The organism is Pantoea sp. OVA07A (assembly GCF_019969975.1).
Taxonomy (GTDB): Bacteria; Pseudomonadota; Gammaproteobacteria; order Enterobacterales; family Enterobacteriaceae; genus Pantoea; species Pantoea agglomerans.
Genome location: NZ_JAHXYM010000007.1, coordinates 1 through 25,339 on the forward strand (window position 1 = coordinate 1; position 25,339 = coordinate 25,339).

General features: G+C 55.4%; 23 protein-coding genes. 15 read left to right on the forward strand and 8 right to left on the reverse strand.

All coding sequences use genetic code 11. The annotated features are described in order from the left end of the window. Positions 1-496 precede the first annotated feature (496 nt). Positions 497-1,897: a multidrug transporter subunit MdtD gene (gene mdtD, locus LC417_RS19095; protein ID WP_010258829.1), complete on the forward strand. Its 1,401-nt coding sequence runs from the start codon at positions 497-499 to the stop codon at positions 1,895-1,897. Here the strand turns inward: mdtD and rbsR are convergent. From rbsR to LC417_RS19130, 7 genes are all read right to left on the reverse strand, one after another. Beyond that, entirely contained in the window at positions 1,894-2,877 is a 984-nt protein-coding gene (gene rbsR / locus LC417_RS19100; RefSeq protein WP_033744275.1) for a ribose operon transcriptional repressor RbsR, read from the reverse strand. The genes mdtD and rbsR overlap by 4 nt on opposite strands. A 13-nt stretch (positions 2,878-2,890) precedes the next feature. Then, a complete protein-coding gene (gene rbsK, locus LC417_RS19105) occupies positions 2,891-3,820 on the reverse strand; it encodes a ribokinase (protein ID WP_187484595.1) in 930 nt (309 codons plus the stop codon). A gap of 62 nt (positions 3,821-3,882) precedes the next feature. After that, a complete protein-coding gene (rbsB, locus tag LC417_RS19110; RefSeq protein ID WP_031590976.1) occupies positions 3,883-4,758 on the reverse strand; it encodes a ribose ABC transporter substrate-binding protein RbsB in 876 nt (291 codons plus the stop codon). A gap of 25 nt (positions 4,759-4,783) precedes the next feature. Further along, positions 4,784-5,755: a ribose ABC transporter permease gene (gene rbsC, locus LC417_RS19115; RefSeq protein WP_010258841.1), complete on the reverse strand. Its 972-nt coding sequence runs from the start codon at positions 5,753-5,755 to the stop codon at positions 4,784-4,786. Continuing rightward, positions 5,752-7,260, reverse strand: a complete 1,509-nt coding sequence (gene rbsA, locus LC417_RS19120; protein ID WP_223566237.1) for a ribose ABC transporter ATP-binding protein RbsA — start codon at positions 7,258-7,260, stop codon at positions 5,752-5,754. Before rbsA ends, rbsC begins: the two co-directional genes overlap by 4 nt. A gap of 7 nt (positions 7,261-7,267) precedes the next feature. Further along, positions 7,268-7,687 (reverse strand): D-ribose pyranase, encoded by a 420-nt coding sequence (rbsD, locus tag LC417_RS19125; RefSeq protein WP_223566238.1) that lies wholly within the window; start codon positions 7,685-7,687, stop codon positions 7,268-7,270. A gap of 182 nt (positions 7,688-7,869) precedes the next feature. Further along, positions 7,870-8,277, reverse strand: a complete 408-nt coding sequence (locus LC417_RS19130; RefSeq protein ID WP_010258845.1) for a YgiW/YdeI family stress tolerance OB fold protein — start codon at positions 8,275-8,277, stop codon at positions 7,870-7,872. A gap of 162 nt (positions 8,278-8,439) precedes the next feature. On the opposite strand from LC417_RS19130, the gene qseB reads away from it, so the two are divergent. Both qseB and qseC read left to right on the forward strand, forming a co-directional pair. Further along, positions 8,440-9,111: a quorum sensing response regulator transcription factor QseB gene (gene qseB, locus LC417_RS19135; RefSeq protein WP_010258847.1), complete on the forward strand. Its 672-nt coding sequence runs from the start codon at positions 8,440-8,442 to the stop codon at positions 9,109-9,111. Next, entirely contained in the window at positions 9,099-10,454 is a 1,356-nt protein-coding gene (gene qseC / locus LC417_RS19140) for a quorum sensing histidine kinase QseC (RefSeq protein ID WP_223566239.1), read from the forward strand. Before qseB ends, qseC begins: the two co-directional genes overlap by 13 nt. A gap of 15 nt (positions 10,455-10,469) precedes the next feature. Here qseC and kup read toward each other — a convergent pair whose 3' ends face one another. Further along, a complete protein-coding gene (gene kup, locus LC417_RS19145) occupies positions 10,470-12,338 on the reverse strand; it encodes a low affinity potassium transporter Kup (protein WP_010258849.1) in 1,869 nt (622 codons plus the stop codon). 291 nt (positions 12,339-12,629) lie between these two features. Here kup and ravA point away from each other — a divergent pair, with 291 nt between their 5' ends. The 12 genes from ravA (at position 12,630) to atpH (ending at position 25,330) form a co-directional block, all read left to right on the forward strand. Then, positions 12,630-14,126 carry an ATPase RavA gene (gene ravA / locus LC417_RS19150; protein ID WP_010258850.1) on the forward strand — a complete coding sequence of 499 codons (1,497 nt, stop codon included), beginning with the start codon at positions 12,630-12,632 and terminating at the stop codon, positions 14,124-14,126. Further along, the gene (gene viaA, locus LC417_RS19155) at positions 14,123-15,583 is read left to right on the forward strand and encodes an ATPase RavA stimulator ViaA (RefSeq protein WP_033759308.1); all 1,461 of its coding nucleotides are present in this window, start codon (positions 14,123-14,125) and stop codon (positions 15,581-15,583) included. The genes ravA and viaA overlap by 4 nt, the downstream gene beginning before the upstream one ends. Before the next feature lie 71 nt (positions 15,584-15,654). After that, entirely contained in the window at positions 15,655-17,793 is a 2,139-nt protein-coding gene (gene ovoA, locus LC417_RS19160; protein ID WP_223566240.1) for a 5-histidylcysteine sulfoxide synthase, read from the forward strand. 103 nt (positions 17,794-17,896) lie between these two features. Beyond that, a complete protein-coding gene (gene asnC, locus LC417_RS19165; protein ID WP_003849496.1) occupies positions 17,897-18,358 on the forward strand; it encodes a transcriptional regulator AsnC in 462 nt (153 codons plus the stop codon). Positions 18,359-18,513: 155 nt separating this feature from the next. Next, a complete protein-coding gene (gene mioC, locus LC417_RS19170) occupies positions 18,514-18,954 on the forward strand; it encodes an FMN-binding protein MioC (protein ID WP_010258855.1) in 441 nt (146 codons plus the stop codon). A 432-nt stretch (positions 18,955-19,386) separates the two neighbouring features. Further along, positions 19,387-21,276 (forward strand): tRNA uridine-5-carboxymethylaminomethyl(34) synthesis enzyme MnmG, encoded by a 1,890-nt coding sequence (gene mnmG / locus LC417_RS19175; RefSeq protein WP_223566241.1) that lies wholly within the window; start codon positions 19,387-19,389, stop codon positions 21,274-21,276. A gap of 48 nt (positions 21,277-21,324) precedes the next feature. Further along, the gene (rsmG, locus tag LC417_RS19180; protein WP_010258859.1) at positions 21,325-21,942 is read left to right on the forward strand and encodes a 16S rRNA (guanine(527)-N(7))-methyltransferase RsmG; all 618 of its coding nucleotides are present in this window, start codon (positions 21,325-21,327) and stop codon (positions 21,940-21,942) included. 711 nt (positions 21,943-22,653) lie between these two features. Next, entirely contained in the window at positions 22,654-23,034 is a 381-nt protein-coding gene (gene atpI, locus LC417_RS19185) for a F0F1 ATP synthase subunit I (RefSeq protein ID WP_010258861.1), read from the forward strand. Between the two features lie 8 nt (positions 23,035-23,042). Continuing rightward, positions 23,043-23,861, forward strand: a complete 819-nt coding sequence (gene atpB / locus LC417_RS19190) for a F0F1 ATP synthase subunit A (protein ID WP_010258863.1) — start codon at positions 23,043-23,045, stop codon at positions 23,859-23,861. Positions 23,862-23,966: 105 nt separating this feature from the next. Beyond that, entirely contained in the window at positions 23,967-24,206 is a 240-nt protein-coding gene (atpE, locus tag LC417_RS19195) for a F0F1 ATP synthase subunit C (RefSeq protein ID WP_003849523.1), read from the forward strand. Positions 24,207-24,311: 105 nt separating this feature from the next. Then, positions 24,312-24,782: a F0F1 ATP synthase subunit B gene (gene atpF / locus LC417_RS19200; protein WP_003849528.1), complete on the forward strand. Its 471-nt coding sequence runs from the start codon at positions 24,312-24,314 to the stop codon at positions 24,780-24,782. Between the two features lie 14 nt (positions 24,783-24,796). Continuing rightward, on the forward strand, positions 24,797-25,330 hold the full coding sequence (gene atpH, locus LC417_RS19205; RefSeq protein WP_003849530.1) for a F0F1 ATP synthase subunit delta: 534 nt from the start codon (positions 24,797-24,799) through the stop codon (positions 25,328-25,330). Positions 25,331-25,339 lie beyond the last annotated feature (9 nt).

The window sequence follows — 25,339 nt, forward strand, 5'->3', positions numbered from 1 at the left end:
CTGTAAAACGTCATAATGAATTTCATTATGTGTTCACTCGTGAGGCTTGATATTTTTTTACGTCCGGAGACGCTGATATCAATCCTGCGAGTGCCCACACAGATTGTCTGATAAATTGTTAAAGAGCAGTGCGAACAGTGCGTTAGCGTCCTGTCGCGAGGTGGCGTATATTACGCTTTCCTCCTGCAGAGTCAACCTCTTTCTCAGAAGTTTTTCTCCGGCGGCGCAGTCTCCTGTGCCTCTCAACCCGTTTTCCGTTGCCGGTGTTCCGTGTTGATGGAGGCGCATTATAGGGAGTTTCCGCGGGCTGACAAGCGTTTCTTTGAATTAATTTGCTGAGCGCATCTTTTTTAAACGAACGGCTTAAAAAGAGACGTTTCATGACGGAATAACACACAAAAATCGCCATTAAACGTTGTAAAGAGACCTGCCGTTGCTTAATGCGGGTGCTATTATTTTGCTTCTTCTCGCAGGATAACCCCAGGAAGGATACTCAATGATAAAATCCGCGCGCAGCATGGCTGGTTTGCCATGGATAGCTGCCATGGCCTTTTTCATGCAGTCACTCGACGCCACCATACTGAATACTGCCCTGCCCGCTATCGCCACCAGCCTCGACCGTTCTCCTCTGGCCATGCAATCCGCCGTCATCAGTTACACCCTGACTGTCGCTATGTTGATTCCGGTCAGCGGCTGGCTCGCCGATCGCTACGGCACGCGCAAGGTATTTATCGTTGCCGTTTCGCTGTTCACCCTCGGCTCGCTGGCTTGTGCACTTTCTCCCACACTCCAGGTACTGGTCATCTCGCGCATCATACAGGGCGTCGGTGGCGCAATGATGATGCCGGTCGCGCGACTGGCGCTGTTACGCGCCTATCCGCGCAGTGAGCTCTTGCCGGTGCTCAACTTTGTCACCATGCCGGGATTAGTTGGCCCGATACTGGGGCCAATGCTGGGCGGCGTGCTGGTGACCTACGCGACCTGGCACTGGATTTTCCTGATTAATATCCCGATTGGCATTCTCGGCATTATCTACGCACGCAAATATATGCCGGACTTCACCACGCCGAAGCGCCGCTTCGACTTTTTCGGCTTCTTATTGTTCGGGGCTGGACTGGTGATGATCTCGATTGGGATTGAGCTGTTTGGCGAGCGGATTGTTTCCGCCTGGCTGGCGGGCGGGATATTACTCAGCGGGATTGTGCTTTTGCTTCTTTATATAGTGCATGCCCGAAATCACCCTTCGCCACTGATCAATCTGCCGATGTTTAAAACCCGGACGTTCTCAGTGGGCATCGGTGGCAACATCGCGTCACGTCTTGGCACCGGTTGTGTGCCCTTTTTGATGCCGCTCATGTTGCAGGTCGGCTTTGGCTATTCAGCGATTATCGCGGGCTGCATGATGGCACCTATCGCCATTGGTTCAATACTGGCGAAGTCGACGGTGACGCAACTGCTGCGCTGGCTGGGTTACCGCCGCCTGCTGGTTGGCATTACCGCCATTATTGGCATTCTGATCGCCAGCTTCTCTCTGCAGTCGCCCGCTGAAAGCATCATCGTGCTCTTACTTCCGCTGTTTATTCTCGGCATGGCCATGTCTACGCAGTTTACCGCCATGAATACCATCACCCTGGCCGATCTGAATGATGATAACGCCAGCGGTGGTAACAGCGTGCTGGCCGTGACTCAGCAGCTAGCGATCAGTTTTGGTGTGGCCGTCAGCGCCGCGGTGCTGCGCTTCTACCAGGAGTTTGAAACCAGCACCATTTCACAGTTCCACGCCACGTTTATGACCATGGGCGTGGTAACAGTACTGTCGGCGCTGACCTTTATGCTGCTGAAAAACGGTGATGGCCGTAATCTGATCAGTAATCGCGACAAAAAGAAAAAGCGCTAAACCGATCCACGCACCACCAGTTCCGGCGTCAGCACCAGCGTTTGCTGACTGGCGTCGGGATTGCTGAGACGATGGAGCAGGGTATCTATCGCCAGTTCACCCAGCGCATCTTTCGGCTGATGGATGGTACTCAGTGGCGGAGTGAGATAGCGCGCCAGTTCGATATCGTCATATCCCATTACCGCCATCTGCTGCGGAACCTGCAGGCCGGCCTGATAGAGTGCGTGATAAACGCCCACCGCCATGGCATCGTTGCTGGTGAAAACCGCTTCCGGCGGCGTTTCCAGCGCCAGCAGTTCGACCATCCCGTTGTAGCCTCCCTGGAATTCAAAGTCACCATTCACCACATAGCCGGGCAGAATCGCCAGGCCACTCTTTGTCATGGCGTTGCGATAACCTTCCAGGCGCATACGAGCCGGGGTTTTATCCTGTGGACCGGCGATACAGGCGATGCGGGTATAACCACTGTCGATAAGATGCTGAGTCGCCAGCTCCCCGCCCAGCAGCGCGTTATCCTGAATAATGTCACCACGGCCTTCAAACGGCGCCCAGTCCATCATAACGGCAGGTATAGAGGGATAACGGTTCAGAATGTCGGCCGAGGGCAGGTGACTTTCCGTACACATGATCAATAAACCGTCGACGCGCTTCTGCATCAGCGTTTCCAGGCTGCGGTTCATCCGCTCTTCATCACCTGCCGTGTTACAGAGAATCAGGCTGTAGCCACGCTGATAGCAGCTCTCCTCCACACCCCGCACCACTTCGGCATAAAATGGGTTACTACTGGTGGTCAGCAGCATACCGATCGTGTGCGTCTGATTGATTTTCAGACTGCGCGCCAGCGCAGAGGGGGCGTAATTCAGATGGCGGATGGCCTGCTCAACTTTTTCGCGCACGCCTTCACTAACAAAGCGATTGTTATTGATAACGTGCGAGACAGTGGAGGTAGAGACGCCCGCCAGGCGAGCGACATCTTTCATGGTGCTCAAATGCTTAGCCCTGCTGCTGCAAAAATTCATCGATCTCCGCGCGCCACGGCACGGAGGGCTGCGCACCCGAGCGGGTAACGGCGATAGCAGCGGCGGCATGGGCAAACCGCACCGCGTCATACATCGTTTTCTGCTCCAGCCGCGCGGTAATAAAGGCGCCATTAAAGGTGTCGCCCGCCGCGATGGTGTCGATAGCTTTAACGCTGAAGCCAGCAATACGCTGACCATCTCCCTGCTCGCTCAGCCAGACACCGCGGCGACCCAGAGTAATCAGTACCGTGCCGATGCCTTTCGCATGCAGTACTGCCGCAGCGCGGGCGGCATCTTCATCGTTGCTGACCGCAATGCCGGTCAGACTCTCGGCTTCGGTTTCATTCGGGGTAATAATGTCGATCAACGCCAGCAGTTCATCTGAAAGCTGGGTGGCGGGTGCAGGATTGAGAATAACCTGCGTCTGATGCTGTCGGGCAAGCGTCGCGGCGGCCAGCACACTTTCCAGCGGTGATTCCAGCTGCATTAATAGTGCATCGGCGTCGGCGATAACCTGCTGATGGCGCGTCACGCAGGCGGGTGTTAACGCCGCGTTTGCACCGGAGTAGATGCCGATGTTGTTCTCACCGTCACCATTGACGAAAATCATCGCCACGCCGGTTGATTCACCCTCGACCACTTCGACCGGCGTAGTATCAATATTGTCCTGGGCCAGTTGCTGACGAACACGTTCACCAATGTCGTCAGCGCCCACACAGGCGATAAATGCGATATCGGCACCAGCACGACCGGCGGCGACAGCCTGATTCGCACCCTTACCGCCAAACGCAATCTGATAATTCTGCCCGATCACCGTTTCACCGGGACGAGGAAAGTGCGCCAGATTAAGGATGTGGTCAGCGTTAATGCTGCCAAGAACGGCCAGTTTTGCGTTTTTGCTCATTAGGGGAGTCCGGAATAAGTGCGCCACCAGGAGGGTGGCGCAGTGCCCTGCTTTTCTTTGAGTTATTGAGTGACCAGCTTCAGGTCGACCGGGTTGATCGCCTTCACTTTTTCACCCTTCAGCACTTTATCAGCGGTATCTACGCCGATCATGCCAATTTTGTCTGGCATCTGTGCCACAGTCGCGGACAGTTTGCCACCTTCTACCGCTTTAACGCCATCAGCAGTACCGTCAAAACCAACGACGATCACACCAGTTTTACCGGCGGTCTGCAGCGCACGCAGTGCACCCAGCGCCATTTCGTCGTTCTGAGCGAATACGGCCTGAACGTCCGGGTGTGCCTGAAGCAGGTTCTGCATGACGTTCAGACCTTTGGTACGGTCAAAATCGGCTGGCTGGCTGGCGAGGATCTGGAATTTATGCGCATCAGCGGCCTGTTTGAAGCCTTCGCCACGCTCACGGGCGGCAGAAGTCCCGGCAATGCCCTGCAGTTCGATAATTCTGGCGTTTTCGCCGACTTTTTTGGCGATGAAGTCGCCGGCCATTTTACCGCCGAAACGGTTATCGGAGGCGACGTGGCTGACAACGGTGCCCTGTGCCGCAACGCGATCCAGCGTGATAACCGGGATGTTCGCCTGGTTAGCCATCTTCACCGCATTGCCCACAGCATCAGAGTCGGTTGGGTTGATCAGCAGCAGTTTGGTGCCGCGAACCGTCAGATCCTGCACGTTAGCCAGCTCTTTCGCCGGGTTGTTCTGTGAATCCAGCACCACCAGGTTGTAGCCCAGTTTGTCCGCTTCTTTCTGCGCGCCCTCTTTCAGCGAAACAAAGAACGGGTTATTCAGGGTTGAAACCACCAGCGCGATAGTATCTTTAGCCATAGCGCTGGTACTGAGCGTTGCGCCAAGGATCACGGCCAGTGCGGTTAACTTTTTCATCATGTCATCCTGTGTAAGGTCAGAGTTATTTACTGCTTTTATTATCTACCAGCACCGCCAGCAGGATTACTACCGCCTTAACGATCATCTGGTAGTACGAAGAGACGCCCATCAGGTTCAGGCCGTTGTTCAGGAAGCCGAGGATCAGCGCGCCAATCAGGGTGCCGAAAATACGGCCCTTACCGCCTGCCAGGCTGGTTCCGCCCAGCACGACCGCAGCAATCGCATCCAGCTCATAGCCGGTACCCGCTGTCGGCTGTGCCGAAGAAAGGCGCGCCACTTCAATGGTGCCTGCCAGCGCTGCCAGCATGCCACTCAGTGAATAGACGATGATTTTGACGCGATTCACATTGATGCCGGAGAGACGCGTTGCCGCTTCATTACCGCCAAGCGCATAGATATAGCGGCCCAGGCGGGTGTGCTGCAGCATGTACCAGGCAGCAATAAAGACCAGCGCCATCAGCCAGACCGGCGCAGGGATACCCAGCGGACGACCGATACCAAACCAGCCCAGCAGATCGGCATTGGCATTAAAACCCGTGTTTACCGGACTGCCATCGGTGTAGACCATGGTGACACCACGCAGCAGCAGCATCATGACCAGCGTGGCGATAAACGCCTGCACTTTGCCGCGCGCCACAATGGTGCCGGTCAGGGCACCGATTGCCGCTCCCAGCGCCAGCGACGCCGCCACCGCGACCAGGGCATTGACCTCCATACCCACCAGCGATGCACCCACCGCGCCAGTCAGGGCCAGCAGCGATCCTACAGAGAGGTCGATACCAGAAGTCAGGATCACCAGCGTCATCCCGACCGCCATAATGGCGTTAACCGAGGTCTGCTGCAGAATGTTGAACAGGTTCGCCACGGTAAAGAAGTTCGGGCTCTGGCTGGCCACCACGGCGATCAGCACCATCAGCGCAATCAGCGACTTCTGTTCCAGTAGCCAGCTTTTGCTAAACCAGCGACGGCTGGCAGGTAAAGTTTGGGTCGTCATACCACTAAATCCTCGCTGTGTTGCTTGCCTACGGCGGCTGCCATCAGGCTCTCCTGAGTGGCTTCTTCTCGGGTAAATTCGCCGCTGATACGGCCTTCATGCATCACCAGAATCCGATCGCTCATGCCCAGCACTTCCGGCATTTCCGAGGAGACCAGAATGATGCTCAGCCCTTCGGCTTTAAACTGGTTAACCAGTTGATAGATCTCTTTCTTCGCGCCGACATCTACACCGCGTGTCGGTTCATCCAGAATCAGTACGTTAGGCCGGGTCATCAAACCGCGGGCAATAGCCACTTTCTGCTGGTTGCCGCCCGAAAGCAGACCAATGGGCTGCTCCATTGAAGGCGTTTTAACGTTAAACAGCCGGATAAAGTCGCCCACGGCCAGCTGCTCTGCCGCATGTTTCAGCGTGCCGCTGCCGTGACTGAAATAGCCTAACGCTGTCAGCGACATGTTCTCTTTTACTGACATGCCCAGCACCAGGCCATCGCGCTTACGATCTTCGGAGATATAGACGATGCCATTAGCCAGCCCATCCTGCGGTGAGCGCGTCACCACTTCCCGACCATTGAGCCACAGTGTGCCTTCGCGACGCGGCAGGGCGCCGTAAAGCACCTTCATCAGTTCGGTACGGCCCGCGCCCATTAAGCCGGAAACCCCAAGGATTTCACCTTTGCGCAGGCTGAAACTGACGTTATCCACGCCCGGTCCGCTGACGTTCTCCACTTTCAGCCGCACGTCGCCTGGTGCCTGATCAATATGGGGATATTGATCTTCCAGCTTACGGCCGACCATCATCTCGATCAGGCTCTCTTCAGTCAGTTCGCTGACCGGGCGTTCAGCAATAAACTGACCGTCGCGGAACACCGTGACGTCATCGCAGATCTCAAAGATCTCTTTCATGCGATGCGAGATATAGACGATGCCGCAGCCCTGCGCTTTCAGTTCGTTGATCACCCGGAACAGCGACAGCGTTTCGGTATCGGTCAGCGCATCGGTCGGCTCATCCATGATGATCACCTGCGACTCAAAGCTCAGAACTTTGGCGATTTCGACCATCTGCTGATCGCCAATCGACAAATCCCCCACCAGCTTGTGGCTGTTGAAGCGCAGATTAAGCCGTTTAAGCAGCGCATCGGCTTCGGCATACATGCGCGGCCACTGGATACGGCCAAAACGGCTGACATATTCGCGGCCGAGAAAAATATTCTCCGCCACGGTTAATTGAGGGATCAGGTTCAGTTCCTGATGAATGATGCCAATACCCGCTTCCTGAGACGCTTTCGGCCCGCTGAAACGGGTCTCTTTGCCCAGCCAGCGCAGCGTACCGGCATCATATTGATAGATGCCGGTCAGCACTTTCATCATGGTGGACTTGCCTGCGCCGTTCTCGCCCACCAGCGCCATCACGCGTCCTGCCCGGACATTCAGCGACGCCCCCTTGAGGGCTTTCACACCCGGAAAAGATTTTTCAATGCCGTCGAGTTGCAGTAAAGGTTGCATAGCGGCCTCAGAAGGTCACACCGGCGCTGAGGATGACATTCGCAAACGGAGAGCACTCTCCGCTGCGAATGACCGCCTGACTACGCTGCGTTTGTTGTTTGAATTGTTCATGACTGGTGTAGCTGATGGTGATGATATTCCCCTGGTGCTGTTGCAAGGCTTCGAGCACGGCGACAAGCGCGCTATGAAGTTGCGGATTATGCTGCTTAATCTCTTCCGCGATCAGGGCGCTCTCTACCTGCATCTCCAGTGCGACAGCATTAACCACCTGCATAAAATCGGGCGTACCCGGCGTAAGCGCTAAATCGATGCGCTGCGGTCCGGCCGGAATCGGCAAGCCTGCATCAGCAATCGTCAGCATATCCGTGTGTCCCAGGCGGGCAATCACATGAGAGAGTTCAGCGTTTAACAAGCGACCTTTTTTCATCTTTTCACTCCACAGCGAAACGTTTCGCTGTCAGGAGTGTATGAAAAGCCGCCATCAACTCAACCGGCAAAGAAGAAATCTGTGATCGCTATCGAAACGTTTCGCTCACGCGGGGAGAAATTTGTATTAAGTCGGGGGACGGGCTGAAAAAAGGGCCGCGAACGCGGCCCCGGAGGAGAGGATTAAGGCAGTTTCTTAACCTGCTTAACGTCCATCTCAATGCTGTTGAAATCTTTATCCAGTTCACCTGTCAGCTCGACGTTGTCTTTAGGTGAGATAGTCTGGCCGTTCCAGTGCTTGTGGTCGATTTCGACTTTCATGGTGCCGGTCTGGTCGCGGAACAGATAATCTTCGTTGCCGATCTGTTTCTCCAGCTTACCGCGCACGGTGACCCAGCTGTCATCTTTCATCTCTTCAGCCTGCTTTACGGTCACCACACTGGTGTGATCGGCACTGAAACCACCCTGACCGGCTGCTGCCTGCGTCTGTGCGGCTGGCGCACTGGGATCAACAAATCCACCCTGCTGTGCAGCGAAAACCGGGGCGGAAGCCAGCATTACGACGGCCAGAATTGCAGCGTGCTTTTTCATTTTGTCACCTCTTTTCCATGATGTGGTTCGTCTTGTTGAGCTTAGTTGACCATAAAGTTCTTAACAGCTTCTTAAGAGGCAAAAATAAGCTATTTTCGCCGAAATCAGCTGTACAAGCAGGAAGTTGCTTCGTATAAAGCGCTATCGGAACAGGGAGACGTGATGCGTATTTTACTGATTGAAGATGATCGTTTAATTGGCGACGGTATCAAGGCGGGGCTGAGTAAACTGGGTTTCAGCGTTGACTGGTTTACCTCTGGTGAGGCGGGGTTTAACGCGCTGGAGGCCGCGCCCTGGGATGCGGTGATCCTGGATCTCTCACTGCCCGAGCGGGATGGGCTCGATATTCTGCGGCAGTGGCGACAGCAGGGGAAAGATGTACCGGTACTGATACTGACCGCACGCGATGCGCTCGATCAGCGGGTCGAAGGCCTGCAACTGGGAGCCGACGACTATCTGTGTAAACCCTTTGCCTTAACCGAAGTGGCTGCTCGCTTACAGGCGCTGATCCGCCGCCGTCATGGCCAGCTGCAGCCCGAACTCCGGCACGGTAATGTGGTGCTGATCCCCGGCAGCCATAGTGTGATGCGCGAAGGTGAGGCGATTGCGCTGAAAAGCCGTGAACTGGCGCTGCTGGAACTGTTTATGCGAAACCCGGGCCGGGTGCTGACACGCAGCCAGCTGGAGGAGAAGCTCTACAACTGGGACGCCGATGTCTCCAGCAATGCGGTAGAGGTTCACATTCATCATCTGCGTAAAAAACTGGGCAGCCAGTTTATCCGCACGCTGCACGGCGTCGGTTATACCCTGGGAGCGGCTGAATGCGATCAATGAGCCTGTTTCTGCGGCTGGGTATCGGTTTTGTGCTGCTGCTCGGGATCTGCTGGGCCAGCGCCAGCCTGAGTGCCTGGCATCAGACACGTGAAACCCTTGATGAGCTCTTCGATACCCAGCAGATGCTGCTGGCAAAGCGTCTGCTGACGCTGGATTTCTCCTCGCTGGACAACGCCACTCTGCCTAAAACCAAAGAGATACTGCGCCACCATCGCGGCGATCAGGATGACGACGCCCTGGCCTTTGCCGTCTTCACGCGTGACGGCCGGCAGGTGATGAATGATAGTGACAATGGCCGCTACCTGCCGTTTGAGGCGGAGTATCAGGGATTTCATGAGGGCCAGCTCACCAATGATGACGATCGCTGGCGGTTTGTCTGGCTGACTACGCCCGACCAGCAGTTCCGGGTGGTGGTGGGTCAGGAGTCCGAATACCGTGACGACATGACGCGGGATCTGATGAAAGCCAGCATGCTGCCCTGGCTGATCGCGCTGCCCTTTATGTTGCTGCTGCTGATCGGTCTGGTCTGGTCTGAACTGCGCCCCCTGAAGACGCTGGCACAGCAGCTGGCGCAGCGCGCACCCGATGATGATACGCCGCTGCAGGCAGACCGCGTGCCGAAAGAGGTGCAACCGCTGATGGTCGCGCTCAATGGTCTGTTCAGCCGCATCAGCGCAATGATGCAGCGTGAACGGCGCTTTACCTCTGATGCCGCACATGAGCTGCGCAGTCCGCTGGCCGCGCTGCAGGTGCAAAGCGAGGTGATCCAGCTGACTGCAGATGATGAAGTGATGCGAACCCATGCGCTGCAGCAACTGGATGCCGGCATTATCCGCGCAACCCGGCTGGTGGATCAGCTGCTGACGCTCTCACGGGTTGAAGCTGATGATGCACGCAGCGCCTTCGAAACGGTGGCGCTGAAACGCACGGTCCAGGAGACGCTGGCTGCACAGCTGCCGCTGGCGGATAAAACGGGTGTCACGCTGCGGCTGCATGCTGACGCCGATCCGCAGATTCAGGGGCATCCGCTGTTACTGTCACTGCTGGTGCGTAATCTGCTGGATAATGCCATTCGCTATACGCCAGCGGGCAGCGAAGTTGATGTGCGGATTCAGGCGAATAGCCTGTCGGTAGAGGATAACGGCGAAGGTCTGAGTGCAGCCGATCTGCAACGGCTTGGTGAACGTTTCTGGCGACCGCCAGGTCAGGAGAAAAGCGGAAGCGGGCTGGGATTATCGATAGTCCGCAATATCGCCCAGTTGCACGGGATGCAGGTCAGCTTCAGCCAGCGCTCGGGCGGCGGATTATGCGTTATGCTGCGCTGGTCAGCGCCCGCCCCGTAAGGCGGGCGCTGCAGATCAAATCTCGACCTGGGTGCCCAGCTCAATCACCCGGTTTGGCGGGATCTCAAACTGGTCTGGCGCACGGAGCGCATTGCGCTGCAGCGCCAGGAAGAGTTTGCCACGCAGGCGCAGATACCACGGTCGTTTGCCGATAATCAGCGACTCATGCGACATGAAGAACGATGTCTCCATCATGCGGCAGTTGAGCCCTTCCAGCCCGCAGCGGTGGAAAATCTCCTCGACGTTTGGCGTTTCGCGCCAGCCGTAGCTGGCCACCACCCGCCAGAAGGTGGGCGACAGCTGCTCAATCGTCACGCGACGCACGTTATGCACGTAAGGCGCATCTTCCGTCCGCAACGTCAGCAGCACCACCCGCTCATGCAACACTTTGTTGTGTTTGAGGTTATGCAGCATGGCAAACGGAATCACATTCAGCGCACGCGACATATAGACCGCGGTGCCCGGCACGCGAACCGGCGGCGACTTCTCCAGTGACGCGATCATCGCCTCCAGTGAGTTGCCATGCTCGTGCATGCGGCGCAGCAGGCGGAAACGTTCGCTTTTCCACGTCGTCATAATGATAAACATCACCAGGCCGAGACAGAGCGGCAGCCAGCCACCGGAGAAGATTTTCACCAGGTTGGCGGTAAACAGCGGCACATCGATACAGAGCATCAGTACCAGGATGACGGCAACCGCCAGCTTATTCCAGTGCCAGTTTTTAACCGCCACGGTACAGGAGAGCATCGCGGTCAGCACCATGGTGCCGGTGACGGCGATACCGTAGGCCGCAGCCAGATTACTTGAATGCTCAAAGCTGATAATCACAATCAGCACGGCGAAGTAGAGTACCCAGTTAATCACCGGAATATAGATCTGGCCCGATTCGCGCTCAGAGGTGTGGATGATACGCATCCCCGGCAGATAGCCCAGTCGCACCGCCTGGCGCGTCAGCGAGAAGACGCCGGAGATCACCGCCTGTGAGGCAATCACCGTGGCCAGCGTCGCCAGAATCAGCATCGGGATCAGCGCCCAGTCCGGCGCCAGCAGGAAGAAGGGATTTTTAATCGCTTTGGGATCGCTGAGTAACAGCGCGCCCTGACCAAAGTAGTTCAGGACCAGCGACGGCAGCACCACCGAGAACCAGGCCAGTCGGATCGGCACTTTACCGAAGTGACCCATATCGGCATACAGCGCTTCAACCCCGGTAATCGCCAGTACCACAGCGCCAAGCGCGAAGAATGAGACAGATTTATAGTGCAGGAAGAACTCGACCGCGTAGGCAGGATTCAGCGCATGCAGCACTTCCGGGTTTTTCATGATGCCGCTGACCCCCAGGATCGCCAGCACCAGGAACCACACCAGCATCACCGGCGCGAAAAGTTTGCCCACCATGCCGGTGCCATGTTTCTGAATCGCAAACAGCAGCGTCAGCACCGCAATCGACATCGGCACAATAAAGGGATCCAGCGACGGCGCGGCAATCTCCAGGCCTTCAATGGCTGACATCACCGAAATGGCCGGCGTAATCACCACTTCCCCATAGAAGAAGCTGCCGCCAATCAGGCCCATGATCACCAGCACTGCCGTGGCGCGTGCACCCGTATGGCGGCCCGCCAGCGACATCAGTGTCAGAATACCGCCTTCACCGGCATTGTCGGCGCGCATCACATAACTGATGTACTTCAGTGATACCACCAGCACCAGCAGCCAGAAAATCAGCGACAAAAAGCCAAACACCGCTTCCCGCTCAACGCCGAAGCCGAACTGTCCGGAGAGACATTCACGCAAGGTATACAGCGGACTGGTGCCGATATCCCCGTAAACAACACCAATAGCGGCCAGCGTTAATCCGCGAAGTGACTGCTTATTATCCGAGCTCATAGAGTTATCTTTTGTTGGAGTCTAAGAGGCGCAACAACCCCTCGCTCAGGCCATCAAAAAGCGCACAGTATGCACGGTTTGCCGAAAATTCCTATACCCGCTTCGCCTGTCTGCCAGGGTAACGGGGTGGTTTCAGGCATTAAAGCGTTAATCAGCGCCGCTTTCAAAGCAGGCAAACCTTATGAAACAAAAAAGCTGACAGCTATCAACGCTTTCACGCATGATGATCTATAGAGTAAGGCGCTTGCTGAAGCGCGGCGGCCCGACGATCGTAAGGACATTGAAGTGATTATGGCTCAACCCCATCTTTTGGCAGAAAGAATTTCTCGCCTTAGCAATGCGTTAGAAAAAGGATTGTATGAGCGACATCATGCCATCCGCCTTTGCCTGCTGGCAGCGCTGAGCGGTGAAAGCGTGTTCCTGCTGGGACCGCCCGGCATCGCCAAGAGCCTGATTGCCCGCCGCCTGAAATATGCCTTTCAGCACGCCCGCGCCTTTGAATATCTGATGACCCGTTTCTCCACACCGGAAGAGGTGTTTGGCCCGCTATCTATTCAGGCACTGAAGGATGAAGGGCGCTATCAGCGCCTCACTAAAGGTTATCTGCCCGACGCGGAGATTGTTTTTCTGGATGAGATCTGGAAAGCCGGCCCGGCGATTCTGAATACCCTGCTGACCGCTATCAACGAACGCCGCTTCCGCAATGGCGACAGCGAAGAGGCCATTCCGATGCGTCTGCTGGTCACCGCCTCCAATGAAATGCCGGAAGCGGACAGCGGCCTTGAAGCGCTCTATGACCGGATGCTAATCCGCCTGTGGCTGGATAATGTGCATGAGAAGCAGAACTTTCGCAGTATGCTGACCCATCAGCAGGATGAGCACACCAATCCGGTCGCGGAATCCCTGCGCATCAGTGATGAGGAGTATGCGCAGTGGCAGCTCGGCATCAGTCAGGTCAGCCTCCCGGATGCGGTGTTCGAGCTGATTTATCAGCTGCGCCAGCAACTGGAAAGCCAGCCCGCCGCGCCCTATATTTCCGATCGTCGCTGGAAAAAAGCCATTCATCTGCTGCAGGCCAGCGCCTTTTACAGTGGCCGCAGCGCCATTGCGCCGATAGACCTGATCCTGCTGAAAGATTGCCTCTGGCACGACGTCGCGTCCATGCAGCTGCTGGAGCGCGAAATCGATCAGCTGATGACACAGCACGCCTGGCAGCAGCAGCCGATGCTGCTGAAACTGCATCAGATAAAAGCGCGTCGCATGGCTCTGCAACAGCAACAGAGCATCGCACAGGCGATCACCCTGGAAAAACACAGTGGGATGTTCAGTCGCAAACCCCATTACGATCTGCCGGAAAGCTTCACTGATGAGCAACTGACGCTGATGCTGCAAAAGCCGCTGATGCTGCATGACATGCAGGTGACACATCTGGTGATCGCGCGTGATGCACTGAATCAGTGGCTGCAGAAAGGGGGCGAGGTTCGCGGCAAGCTCAATGGAATTGGCTTTGCGCAGAGTCTGGATTTACAGGTGGATGCGCAGCACTGCCTGGCTATCCGTGATGTCAGCCTGCAATCGTCGCGTCTGACACTGCCTGGCGTCAGCAACAGCGAGCCGCTGCCCGGTGAGATCACCGAAGCGCTGGATGCACTGGAGAGTGAACTGCGGTCGCAGCGTCATCTGTTCAGCCAGCACCAGCGCTGCCTGTTTATCAGTGATGACTGGCTGGCGCGCGTTGAAACCAGCCTGCAGGATGTGGCGGAACAGTTGAAACAGGCGCGTAAATGATCCCACTGGAGACGCTCAGCACACTGCTCTCCGTGGGTGAAACCGAACTGATTGAAGAGCTGATTATTGCCCTGCTGGCGTCTCCACAGCTGGCGCTGTTTTTTGAAAAGTTTCCCGGGCTGAAAAAAGCACTGTTGCGCGATGTGCCACGCTGGCGAGCGGAGATCAACGCTGAGCTCAAAGCCACGCCGGTTCCGGCCACGCTGGCCGAAGAGTTTCAGCTGTTCCAGCGGGTACAACTCCTCAGCGATCGTGAATTCAGCCACCAGCTGAATGCCACGCTTCAGGCGCTTGAAAGCCTGCCTTCCCCTTTTCTGGATGAAGCCAACCGGCTGCTGCAGCACACCGATATCAGCCATCTCAGCAGCGCGCAGCACCAGCTTTTTCTACAGCGCTGGCGGCTGAGCCTGACCTTACAGACCCTGACGCTGAATCAGACGTTGCTGGAGCAGCAGCGCGAACGCCTGCTGGCGGAACTGCAGCAGCGTATGGCGCTGAGCGGTCAGCTGGCACCGATTCTCGGCGACGATGACGAAGCCGCCGCTGGCCGGCTGTGGGACATGAGCAAAGCGTCACTGCAGCCTGGCGACTATCAGCTGATGCTGCAATATGGCGACTTTCTGGCGCAGCAGCCGGAGCTGCTGAAACTGGCCCAGCAGTTGGGTCGCAGCCGCGAGGCAAAATCGGTGCCGTCGCAGGATGCCCCTATGGAGGCCTTTCACCATATGGTGCAGGAACCTGCGGCCGTGCCGGAGGAGGTCAGCGGCATTCACCAGAGCGATGACGTGCTGCGTCTGCTGCCGCCGGAGTTAGCTGCGCTGAGTATCAGTGAACTGGAGCTGGAGTTTTACCGGCGGCTGGTAGAGAAACGGCTGCTGACCTACAAGCTGCAGGGCGATGCCTGGCATGAAAAGGTCACGATGCGTCCGGCCAGCCACCAGCAGCATGAAGAGCAGCCACGCGGGCCTTTCATCGTCTGCGTCGATACCTCGGGTTCGATGGGTGGCTTCAATGAGCGCTGCGCCAAAGCGTTTTGTCTGGCGCTGCTGAAAGTCGCGCTGGCCGATCGCCGTCGCTGCTACATCATGCTGTTTGCGCATGAGGTGATCGGCTATGAACTGACCGGTGATGACGGGCTGGAACAGGCGATTCGCTTTCTCAGTCAGCGCTTTCGCGGCGGCACCGATCTGGCAGCCTGCCTCTCTTCCGTTGTGACCCGGATGGAAGGTGCACTGTGGCAGGAAGCCGATGCGGTGATCGTCTCCGATTTTATTGCCCAGCGTCTGCCGGAAGAGGTGATCGGGACCATTAAAACGCGTCAGCGAAATAATCAGCAACGTTTTCACGCCGTGGCTATGTCGGCCCACGGGAAACCAGGCATTCTGCGCATCTTCGACCATATCTGGCGTTTCGATACCGGCATGAAAAGCCGTCTGCTGCGTCACTGGCGGCGTTAAGTCATCGGGCAGAAATGCATATTTGCTATAGTAAATTACCGTTTCACTTACTCAGCAATCTGGAGCTTCCTGTGACGCTTGCTCAACCTCATCGCGATCTGCCTGCGCCGACGCGAACGCTACTGCTCTCCGGCCATAACATTGAACAAAAACGTGCCGAATTGCTGGCCTATTTCCACCAGACCTGGGAACAGTATGAAAGTCTGTTTACCTGTCTGGCCGATTCCAGGGCCTGGTTTACCAAAGCCATTCCGCTGCGCCATCCTTTAATCTTCTATTTTGGCCACACCGCTACCTTCTACATTAATAAGCTGATGGCCGGACGCCTTATCGACGCGCGTCTGGACGATCGTATCGAAGCGATGATGGCGATTGGTGTGGATGAGATGAGCTGGGATGATCTCAACGACAGCCACTATGACTGGCCCACTGTCGAAGAAGTCCGCGAATACCGCGGGCGCGTTAAAGCGCTGGTCAGCGATCTGATCCAGACCCTGCCGCTGACTCTGCCGATCACCTGGGAGAGTCCGGCCTGGGTGATCCTGATGGGCATTGAGCATGAGCGTATTCATCTGGAAACGTCCAGCGTACTGATACGCCAGTTACCGGTCGGGTGGGTGAAACCCCAGCCTGCGTGGCCGGTCTGCCCGATGGCGCGCCACCAGCGCGAGGCTGTTCCGGCCAATACCCTGCTGCCGATGCCCGGCGGCACCGTCACGCTGGGTAAAACCGACGAGACCTATGGCTGGGATGTCGAATATGGCCGCCAGCAGATCGCGCTGCAGCCGTTCAGGGCGAGCAAAATGCTGGTCAGCAACGCGGAATTCCTGGCGTTCGTTGAGGCGGGGGGTTATCAGGACGCTCGCTGGTGGGATGACGAAGGCTGGGGCTGGTGTCAGTTTGCAAAAGCGGAAATGCCCACCTTCTGGGTCGGCACGCCTGCGATACCCGATCAGCTTAAACTGCGTCTGATGTGTGAAGAAGTCGCGATGCCGTGGGACTGGCCAGCCGAGGTTAACCAGCTGGAAGCGGCGGCCTTCTGCCGCTGGAAAGCGGATCAGACGGGAATGAGTGTTCAGCTCCCCTGCGAAGCGGAGTGGGCTCAGCTGCGCGAACAGGTCGCGGGCGATCAGCCGGATTGGGATCGGGCACCGGGCAACATTAACCTGGCGTACTGGGCTTCCTCTTCACCGGTCGATCTCTTCGCCCAGGGCGACTTCTTCGATATCGTCGGTAACGTCTGGCAGTGGACGACCACGCCGACCAACGGCTTTGAAGGTTTTAAAGTCCACCCGCTTTACGATGATTTCTCTACCCCGACCTTTGATGGTAAACATTCGCTGATCAAAGGCGGTAGCTGGATATCGACCGGCAACGAAGCGCTGAAATCGGCACGCTATGCGTTCCGCCGCCACTTCTTCCAGCATGCCGGTTTCCGCTACGTGGTTTCCAGCCATCAGGAAACCATGGCGCTGAACCCGTATGAATCTGACGCCATGGTGTCGCAATACCTCGACTTCCAGTATGGCCCGCGCTATTTCGGCGTGGATAACTATGCCGAAAGCCTGGTAAACCTGGCGCTGAACTACACCACAGCACGCGGCGAGGCACTGGATATCGGCTGTGCCACCGGACGCGCCAGTTTTGAACTGGCCCGCCACTTTGAACGTGTCACCGGCATGGACTACTCGGCGCGCTTCATCGATGTGGCGCTTCAGCTGGCCAGCGGCGAAGACTTCCGTTATCTCCTGCCACAGGAAGGCGATCTGGTGGAGTATCGCCAGGTTCGCCTGAAAGATTTCGCGCTGGAGAGCGAACTGGCACAGCGGATTCAGTTTGTTCAGGGCGACGCCTGTAACCTTAAGCCGCAACCCGCCCGTTACGATCTGGTACTTGCATCCAACCTGATCGATCGCCTGCGTCAGCCCGCACGCTTCCTGCGGGATGTCACGCCGATGCTGCGTCAGGGCGGCATTCTGGTGCTCTCATCGCCCTATACCTGGCTGGAGGATTTCACGCCGAAGGAGAACTGGCTGGGCGGCGTGCGTGAAAACGGTGAGGCACTGACGACGCTGCAGGCACTGCAACGTCTGCTGGCGGCCGACTTCGACCTGGTCGATGAACCGCAGGATAAACCGTTTGTGATCCGCGAAACGGCCCGCAAGTTCCAGCACACGCTGGCGCAGGTCACCGTCTGGCGCAAACGCTAAGTGAACCGGCAGCGACGCCCGTCGCTGCCGGGAGTTGCCTGAACCACTATTTTGCTGCACATTCATCCTTGTTTACTTAAGCAGACCAATAACGAGGATGGCCATGGCCGAACATCTGCAGCTCGATAACCTGGATCGCGGCATTCTGAATGCCCTGCTCGACAACGCGCGCACTGCTTACGCCGAGCTGGCAAAACAGTTTAACGTCAGCCCCGGCACCATTCATGTCCGCGTGGAGAAGATGAAGCAGGCGGGCATTATCCTGGGCACCCGGGTTGATATCGATCCGCGCCAGCTGGGGTTTGATGTCTGCTGTTTTATCGGCATTATCCTTAAGAGCGCGCGTGACTATCCGGCGGCGCTGAGCAAACTGGATGCGCTGGATGAAGTAGTTGAAGCCTGGTACACCACCGGCCACTACAGCATCTTTATTAAAGTGATGTGCCGGTCTATTGATGCCCTGCAACAGGTGCTGATCAACAAGATCCAGACCATAGATGAAATTCAGTCGACGGAAACGCTGATCTCACTGCAAAACCCGATCATGCGCACTATCAAGCCCTGATCCTTCTCCGCCTTGTGCATAATCTTATCCCTGACGAATGTGGCGGCTGACAACGGCTGCGTTCGCTTCTCTTAATCTATTAACCCTGTTGTCCACAGGTGGATCACCGCTTGATCACAGCGTACAATGCTCGCCTTAATGTCCGGGAGAGCAAGATGGCCGATATTACCTTAATCAGTGGCAGTACTCTGGGTAGCGCAGAGTATGTGGCTGAACATCTGGAAGAAAAATTACAGGAAGCGGGCTTCTCAACGCAGATGCTGCATGGCCCGGAGCTGGATGAAGTGCCACATGAGGGTATCTGGCTGGTGGTCTGTTCAACTCACGGTGCAGGCGATATTCCCGATAACCTGCTGCCGCTGTTCGAAGCCATCACGGAAAGCCAGCCCGATCTCTCGCAGGTCCGGTTTGGTGCCATCGGACTCGGCAATCATGAATATGATCTCTTTTGTGGCGCGATCCGCCAGATTGAAGCCCTGTTAATTGCTCAGGGTGCCCGCCAGATCGGCGATCGTCTGGAGATTGATGTGCTGGAGCATGAGATCCCTGAAGATCCCGCAGAAGCCTGGCTGGAAAGCTGGAAAAAGGCGATCTGAAGGGGGCTGGGGATCGCGAAATAGTGACGATCCCCAGTGGAAGATGCTGATTTTATCCTTTTCCGCTCGTTTATTTTGTGGATAACTACCCTCTTTTACTGCGTATAACCGGTAGTTATCCAAAGAACAACCGTAGAATGAATTTTGAGCTGTGGATAACATGCCATTTTGATCCCAGCTTATACGGATCAGGATCACCGATCACTAACAGGTAGTGATCCTCTTCATCCTGTTGTTTCTGCTGTGCTTCTGGCACATATCCACAGAAAAGCGGGATCCTAATAAGAGATCTAACAGAAAGATCATATACAGATCTAAGATCCTTTCTTTTAAAACCGGACGATCCCGCGGCTTTCACCCCAGACGGAATTTGAGTAGAATCCACGCCCCAGGACGACGATCCTGCAAGTTCATCAACCGAGGTACCACTTCATGTTTTATCAGGATCCTTTTGACGTCATCGTAATTGGTGGTGGTCATGCGGGCACCGAAGCCGCAATGGCGGCAGCCCGAATGGGTCAGCAAACCCTGTTACTCACCCATAACATTGATACGCTTGGACAAATGTCCTGTAACCCGGCGATTGGTGGGATTGGCAAAGGACATTTGGTGAAGGAAGTGGATGCCCTGGGTGGTCTGATGGCCAGTGCGATTGACCAGGCGGGTATCCAGTTTAGGATACTAAACGCCAGCAAAGGTCCGGCAGTGCGGGCAACCCGTGCTCAGGCGGATCGCGTGCTCTATCGCCAGGCAGTGCGTACGGCCCTGGAGAACCAGCCCAATCTGATGATCTTCCAGCAGGCGGTCGACGATCTTATCGTGGAAAACGATCGTGTGGTGGGTGCAGTCACCCAGATGGGACTGAAGTTCCGCGCGAAAACCGTCGTCCTCACCGTCGGCACGTTTCTTGACGGCAAAATTCATATCGGTCTGGATAATTACAGTGGCGGTCGCGCAGGTGATCCCCCATCCATTCCGCTGGCAAAACGACTGCGTGCGCTGCCGCTGCGGGTAGACCGCCTCAAGACTGGTACGCCACCGCGTATCGATGCGCGCACCATCGATTTTTCAGTGCTCAGCCCGCAGCACGGCGATAACCCGATGCCGGTGTTCTCGTTTATGGGCAATGCGTCTCAGCATCCGCAGCAGGTACCATGCTGGATCACTCACACCAATGAGAAAACCCATGAGGTGATCCGCAATAATCTGGATCGCAGCCCGATGTATGCCGGGATCATCGAGGGGATCGGTCCACGCTACTGCCCGTCTATCGAAGACAAAGTGATGCGCTTTGCCGATCGTAACTCGCATCAGATCTTCCTGGAGCCGGAAGGGCTGACCAGCAATGAGATCTACCCGAATGGCATCTCAACCAGTCTGCCATTTGATGTGCAGATTCAGATCGTTCGCTCCATGCAGGGCATGGAGAATGCGAAGATCGTGCGTCCGGGCTATGCCATCGAGTATGACTTCTTCGATCCACGCGATCTCAAACTGACGCTGGAGAGCAAATTTATTCACGGCCTGTTCTTTGCCGGCCAGATCAACGGCACAACCGGCTACGAAGAAGCCGCTGCACAGGGGATGCTGGCGGGGCTGAACGCCGCCCGTCAGTCTGCGGACAAAGAGGGCTGGGCACCACGTCGTGACCAGGCTTATCTGGGCGTACTGGTTGATGACCTCTGCACGCTCGGTACCAAAGAGCCGTACCGGATGTTTACCTCCCGTGCTGAATATCGTCTGATGCTGCGCGAAGACAATGCCGATCTGCGTCTGACCGAAACCGGTCGTGAACTGGGTCTGGTGGATGATGCGCGCTGGGCACGTTTCAATCAGAAGCTGGAAGCAATTGAACAGGAGCGTCAGCGCCTGCGCGATATCTGGGTCCATCCGAAGTCAGAGCACGTGACGGAAGTGAATACGGTACTCAGTGCGCCGCTGACCAAAGAAGCGAGCGGCGAAGATCTGCTGCGCCGTCCTGAGCTGACCTATCTGAAGCTGATGACGCTGGATGCCTTTGGTCCGGCACTGGCTGATGAGCAGGCCGCTGAGCAGGTTGAGATTCAGGTCAAATATGAAGGTTATATCGCGCGTCAGCAGGAAGAGATCGATCGCCAGCTGCGTAACGAGAACACACTGTTACCGGTGGAGCTCGACTATCGCCAGGTGAACGGCCTCTCAAATGAGGTTATCGCCAAGCTGAACGATCACAAACCGAGTTCGATTGGTCAGGCGACGCGTATCTCCGGTATTACGCCGGCGGCCATCTCAATTCTGCTTATCTTTCTGAAAAAACAGGGTCTGCTGCGTAAAAGCGCCTGATCTGAAAACGGGGCGAGGAGACTCGCCCCCGCTGAATGGACTTATGCTGTGATCAACACACTCACGTCGCTGCTACAGGCAGCCGGTATTTCCCTCTCCGATCAACAAAAACAGCAGCTGGTTGCCTATGTCGGCCTGCTGGATAAGTGGAACAAAGCCTACAATCTGACATCAGTGCGCGATCCGCAGCAGATGCTGGTACGCCATATCCTCGACAGCATCGTGGTGGCGCCGCATCTGCAAGGCTCACGTTTCATTGATGTGGGAACCGGACCAGGACTGCCTGGCATTCCGCTGGCTATCGTGATGCCTGATGCGCACTTTACGTTGCTCGACAGCCTGGGCAAGCGGGTGCGTTTCCTGCGTCAGGTTCAGCATGAGTTAGGACTCACTAACATTACTCCGGTGCAGAGCCGGGTTGAGGCGTTCCCGGCTGAGCCGCCCTTTGATGGCGTGATCAGTCGTGCATTTGCCTCGCTGACCGACATGGTGAACTGGTGTCATCATCTGCCGGGAAGAGAAGGGCGCTTCTTCGCGCTGAAAGGCGTGCGTCCGGACGATGAAATTGCGGAGTTACCGGCAGGCTACGTCTCTGATGCTGTGATTAAGTTGCAGGTACCGCAGCTGGAAGGTGATCGCCACCTGGTCATTCTTCGTCACCAATAGGCTTTCGACTGGCAGAGATTTAGCGTTTATCTGCCAGTGATTTTCGTCAGTTGCGGGATGAAAAAAGTGCAGATGATGCGCTATCAATAAAAGATTTTGATTAAGCCCTGGCTGACCGAAGGTTAAAACGCTGACGGAAATTATCCGAAAAGCTCTGTTACATTTAACGTTTAATTCACATTCAGTTATCAGAAATATCACTTGTATAGGCGGGTCGCTGAATAAAAGTAGTCACGGCAGAAAATATATCGCGGTAATAACTTTGCGTGCGTAATATCAATTACACGATTCTTAAGCACAGTTCGATGTCAATAGCGTGTTTTCTGTGAAAATAGTCTTGCAGATGCATTTTTATAATTTCAATGATTTGATTTTATTGAGTTAATTTGTAATGCAGATTGTTCTTAAATAGCGCGAAGATAAAACTCAGTGTAGTGAAAGTGCTTATTATGTGATCTAAAGCACGCTTTAAAAGCAAGTTGCGAGAGAATTTTCAGTCAGATTAGGGTGAATCTCTGCAGGGTAATCTTTGGAAAAATAGCCCTCCGGAAAGAAATTTAAATAATTGTTCACCTTTTCGCTACTTACCGATTGAAATCGCAGGTGCGGCCCGTATAATTTGCACGGCTTTTGCTGCTTGACTCAACTGCGCAAAGGCAGTCTTATACGACACGCGACATACCCCTAACGGGGCAGGAGAGTATCAGCGTCATGTCAGTGTCTCTTTACAGTGTAAAATACGCCCGAACGGTGCTGATGATTCAGCTGGTGACGATAGTCATCATCGGTGCACTCTTTGCTCTTAAAGATGTCATCTGGGGTCTCTCTGCTCTTGCTGGCGGTGCGGCAGCCTGGCTGCCAAACGTATTGTTTTTGTTTTTAGCCTGGCGCCTGCAGGGGCAAACCCCAGCTTCGGGGCGAGTCGCGTGGAGCTTCGCTTTGGGTGAAATAGCCAAAGTGTTTGCGACCATCATTTTGCTCATTGTGGCGTTGGGTCTATTCGGAGCGGTTTTCTGGCCGGTCGGAATAACCTGGTTATCGGTGCTGGTGGTACAAATGCTGGCACCGGCGGTAATTAACAACAAAGGGTAAGAGGCATCATGGCTGCAGGAGAAATCTCTACTCCGCAAGAGTACATTGGTCACCACCTGACTCATCTTCAGTTGGACCTGCGTACCTTCGAGATAGTGAATCCGCACGACGCTCCCGCGACGTTCTGGGTATTAAATATCGATTCCATGTTTTTCTCTATGGTGCTGGGAATCATCTTCCTGGTGTTGTTCCGTAGCGTGGCAAAATCTGCCACCAGCGGTGTGCCAGGGAAAATGCAGGCGGCTATCGAACTGGTTGTCGGTTTCGTCGATAGTAACGTGCGCGACATGTATCACGGTAAGAGCAAACTTATCGCCCCGCTGGCTCTGACAATCTTTGTCTGGGTCTTCCTGATGAACTTCATGGATCTGCTGCCAATCGACTTGCTGCCATATATTGGCGAGCACGTATTGGGGTTACCGGCGCTGCGCGTCGTACCATCTGCAGACGTGAACATCACGCTATCTATGGCGTTGGGCGTATTTATTTTGATTCTGTTCTACAGCATCAAAATGAAAGGCATTGGCGGCTTCACTAAAGAGCTGACGCTGCAGCCTTTTAACCACCCGATCTTCATCCCGATCAACCTGATTCTGGAAGGTGTGAGCCTGCTGTCTAAGCCTGTATCACTGGGTTTACGACTGTTCGGTAACATGTATGCGGGTGAACTGATCTTTATCCTTATTGCCGGTCTGTTGCCGTGGTGGTCGCAGTGGGTGCTGAATGTGCCGTGGGCCATTTTCCACATCCTGATCATTTCGCTACAGGCTTTCATTTTCATGGTCCTCACGATTGTCTATCTGTCGATGGCATCTGAAGAACATTGATTTTTTTCTCAACACTACTTTCCCTCTTGATTTCGGGTTGCAGCGCACACCGCTGAAGCCCGGAAGATGAAGGGAGCATTTAACTGAAACAAACTGGAGACTGTCATGGAAAACCTGAATATGGATCTGCTGTACATGGCTGCCGCTGTGATGATGGGCCTGGCGGCAATCGGTGCTGCGATCGGTATCGGCATCCTCGGAGGAAAATTCCTGGAAGGCGCTGCTCGTCAGCCTGACCTGATTCCTCTGCTGCGTACGCAGTTCTTTGTTGTAATGGGTCTGGTGGATGCAATCCCGATGATCGCTGTTGGTCTGGGTCTGTACGTGATGTTTGCTGTCGCCTAAAGCCCTGTGTTCACTCAGCGCACAATGTGCAAGGGTGAACGGATTCTGCCGCTTATCGTTGATAACGGCAGAAAAGTTAAATACTCAATCTAGAGGCATTGTGCTGTGAACATTAATGCAACAATCCTCGGCCAGGCTATCGCGTTCATCCTGTTTGTCGCGTTCTGCATGAAGTACGTATGGCCGCCGCTCATGGCTGCTATCGAAAAGCGCCAGAAAGAAATTGCTGAAGGCCTTGCTTCTGCTGAACGTGCAAAGAAAGATTTGGATCTCGCGCAGGCTAATGCGACCGACCAGCTGAAAAAAGCCAAAGAAGACGCTCAGGTCATTATCGAGCAAGCGAACAAGCGTCGCGCGCAGATTCTGGACGAAGCCAAAACCGAAGCTGAAAACGAACGTAATCGCATCGTGACACAAGCGCAGGCTGAAATTGACGCTGAACGCAAACGTGCGCGTGAAGAACTGCGTAAGCAGGTCGCGTTGCTGGCTATGGCTGGCGCCGAGAAGATCATCGAACGCTCCGTGGATGAAGCTGCTAACAGCGACATCGTTGATAAACTGGTCGCTGAACTGTAAGGAGGGAGGGGCTGATGTCTGATCTGATTACTGTAGCTCGCCCCTACGCCAAAGCAGCTTTTGACTTTGCTGTTGAGCATCAAAGTATTGAACGCTGGCAACAGATGCTGGCGTTTGCCGCAGAAGTGGCTCGCAATGAACAGATGGCTGATCTTCTCTCAGGTGCATTAGCACCCGAAGCGCTGGCAGCGTCGTTTAACGCAGTCTGTGGTGATCAACTGGATGAACCCGCGCAGAACCTGATTAAGGTGATGGCGGAAAACGGACGTTTGACAGCGCTTCCGGCTGTACTGGCCCAATACATCGAACTGCGTGACGCTCATGAAGCCACCGCTGAAGTTGATGTTATCTCCGCCAGTACGCTGAGTGACGACCAGCTGAATAAAATCAGCGCCGCGATGGAAAAACGTCTGTCACGCAAAGTTAAGCTGAATTGCAAAATTGATAAGTCTGTGATGGCAGGCGTGATCATCCGTTCGGGTGATCTGGTTATTGATGGCAGCGTACGCGGCCGTCTTGACCGTCTGGCTGACGTCTTGCAGTCTTAAGGGGACTGG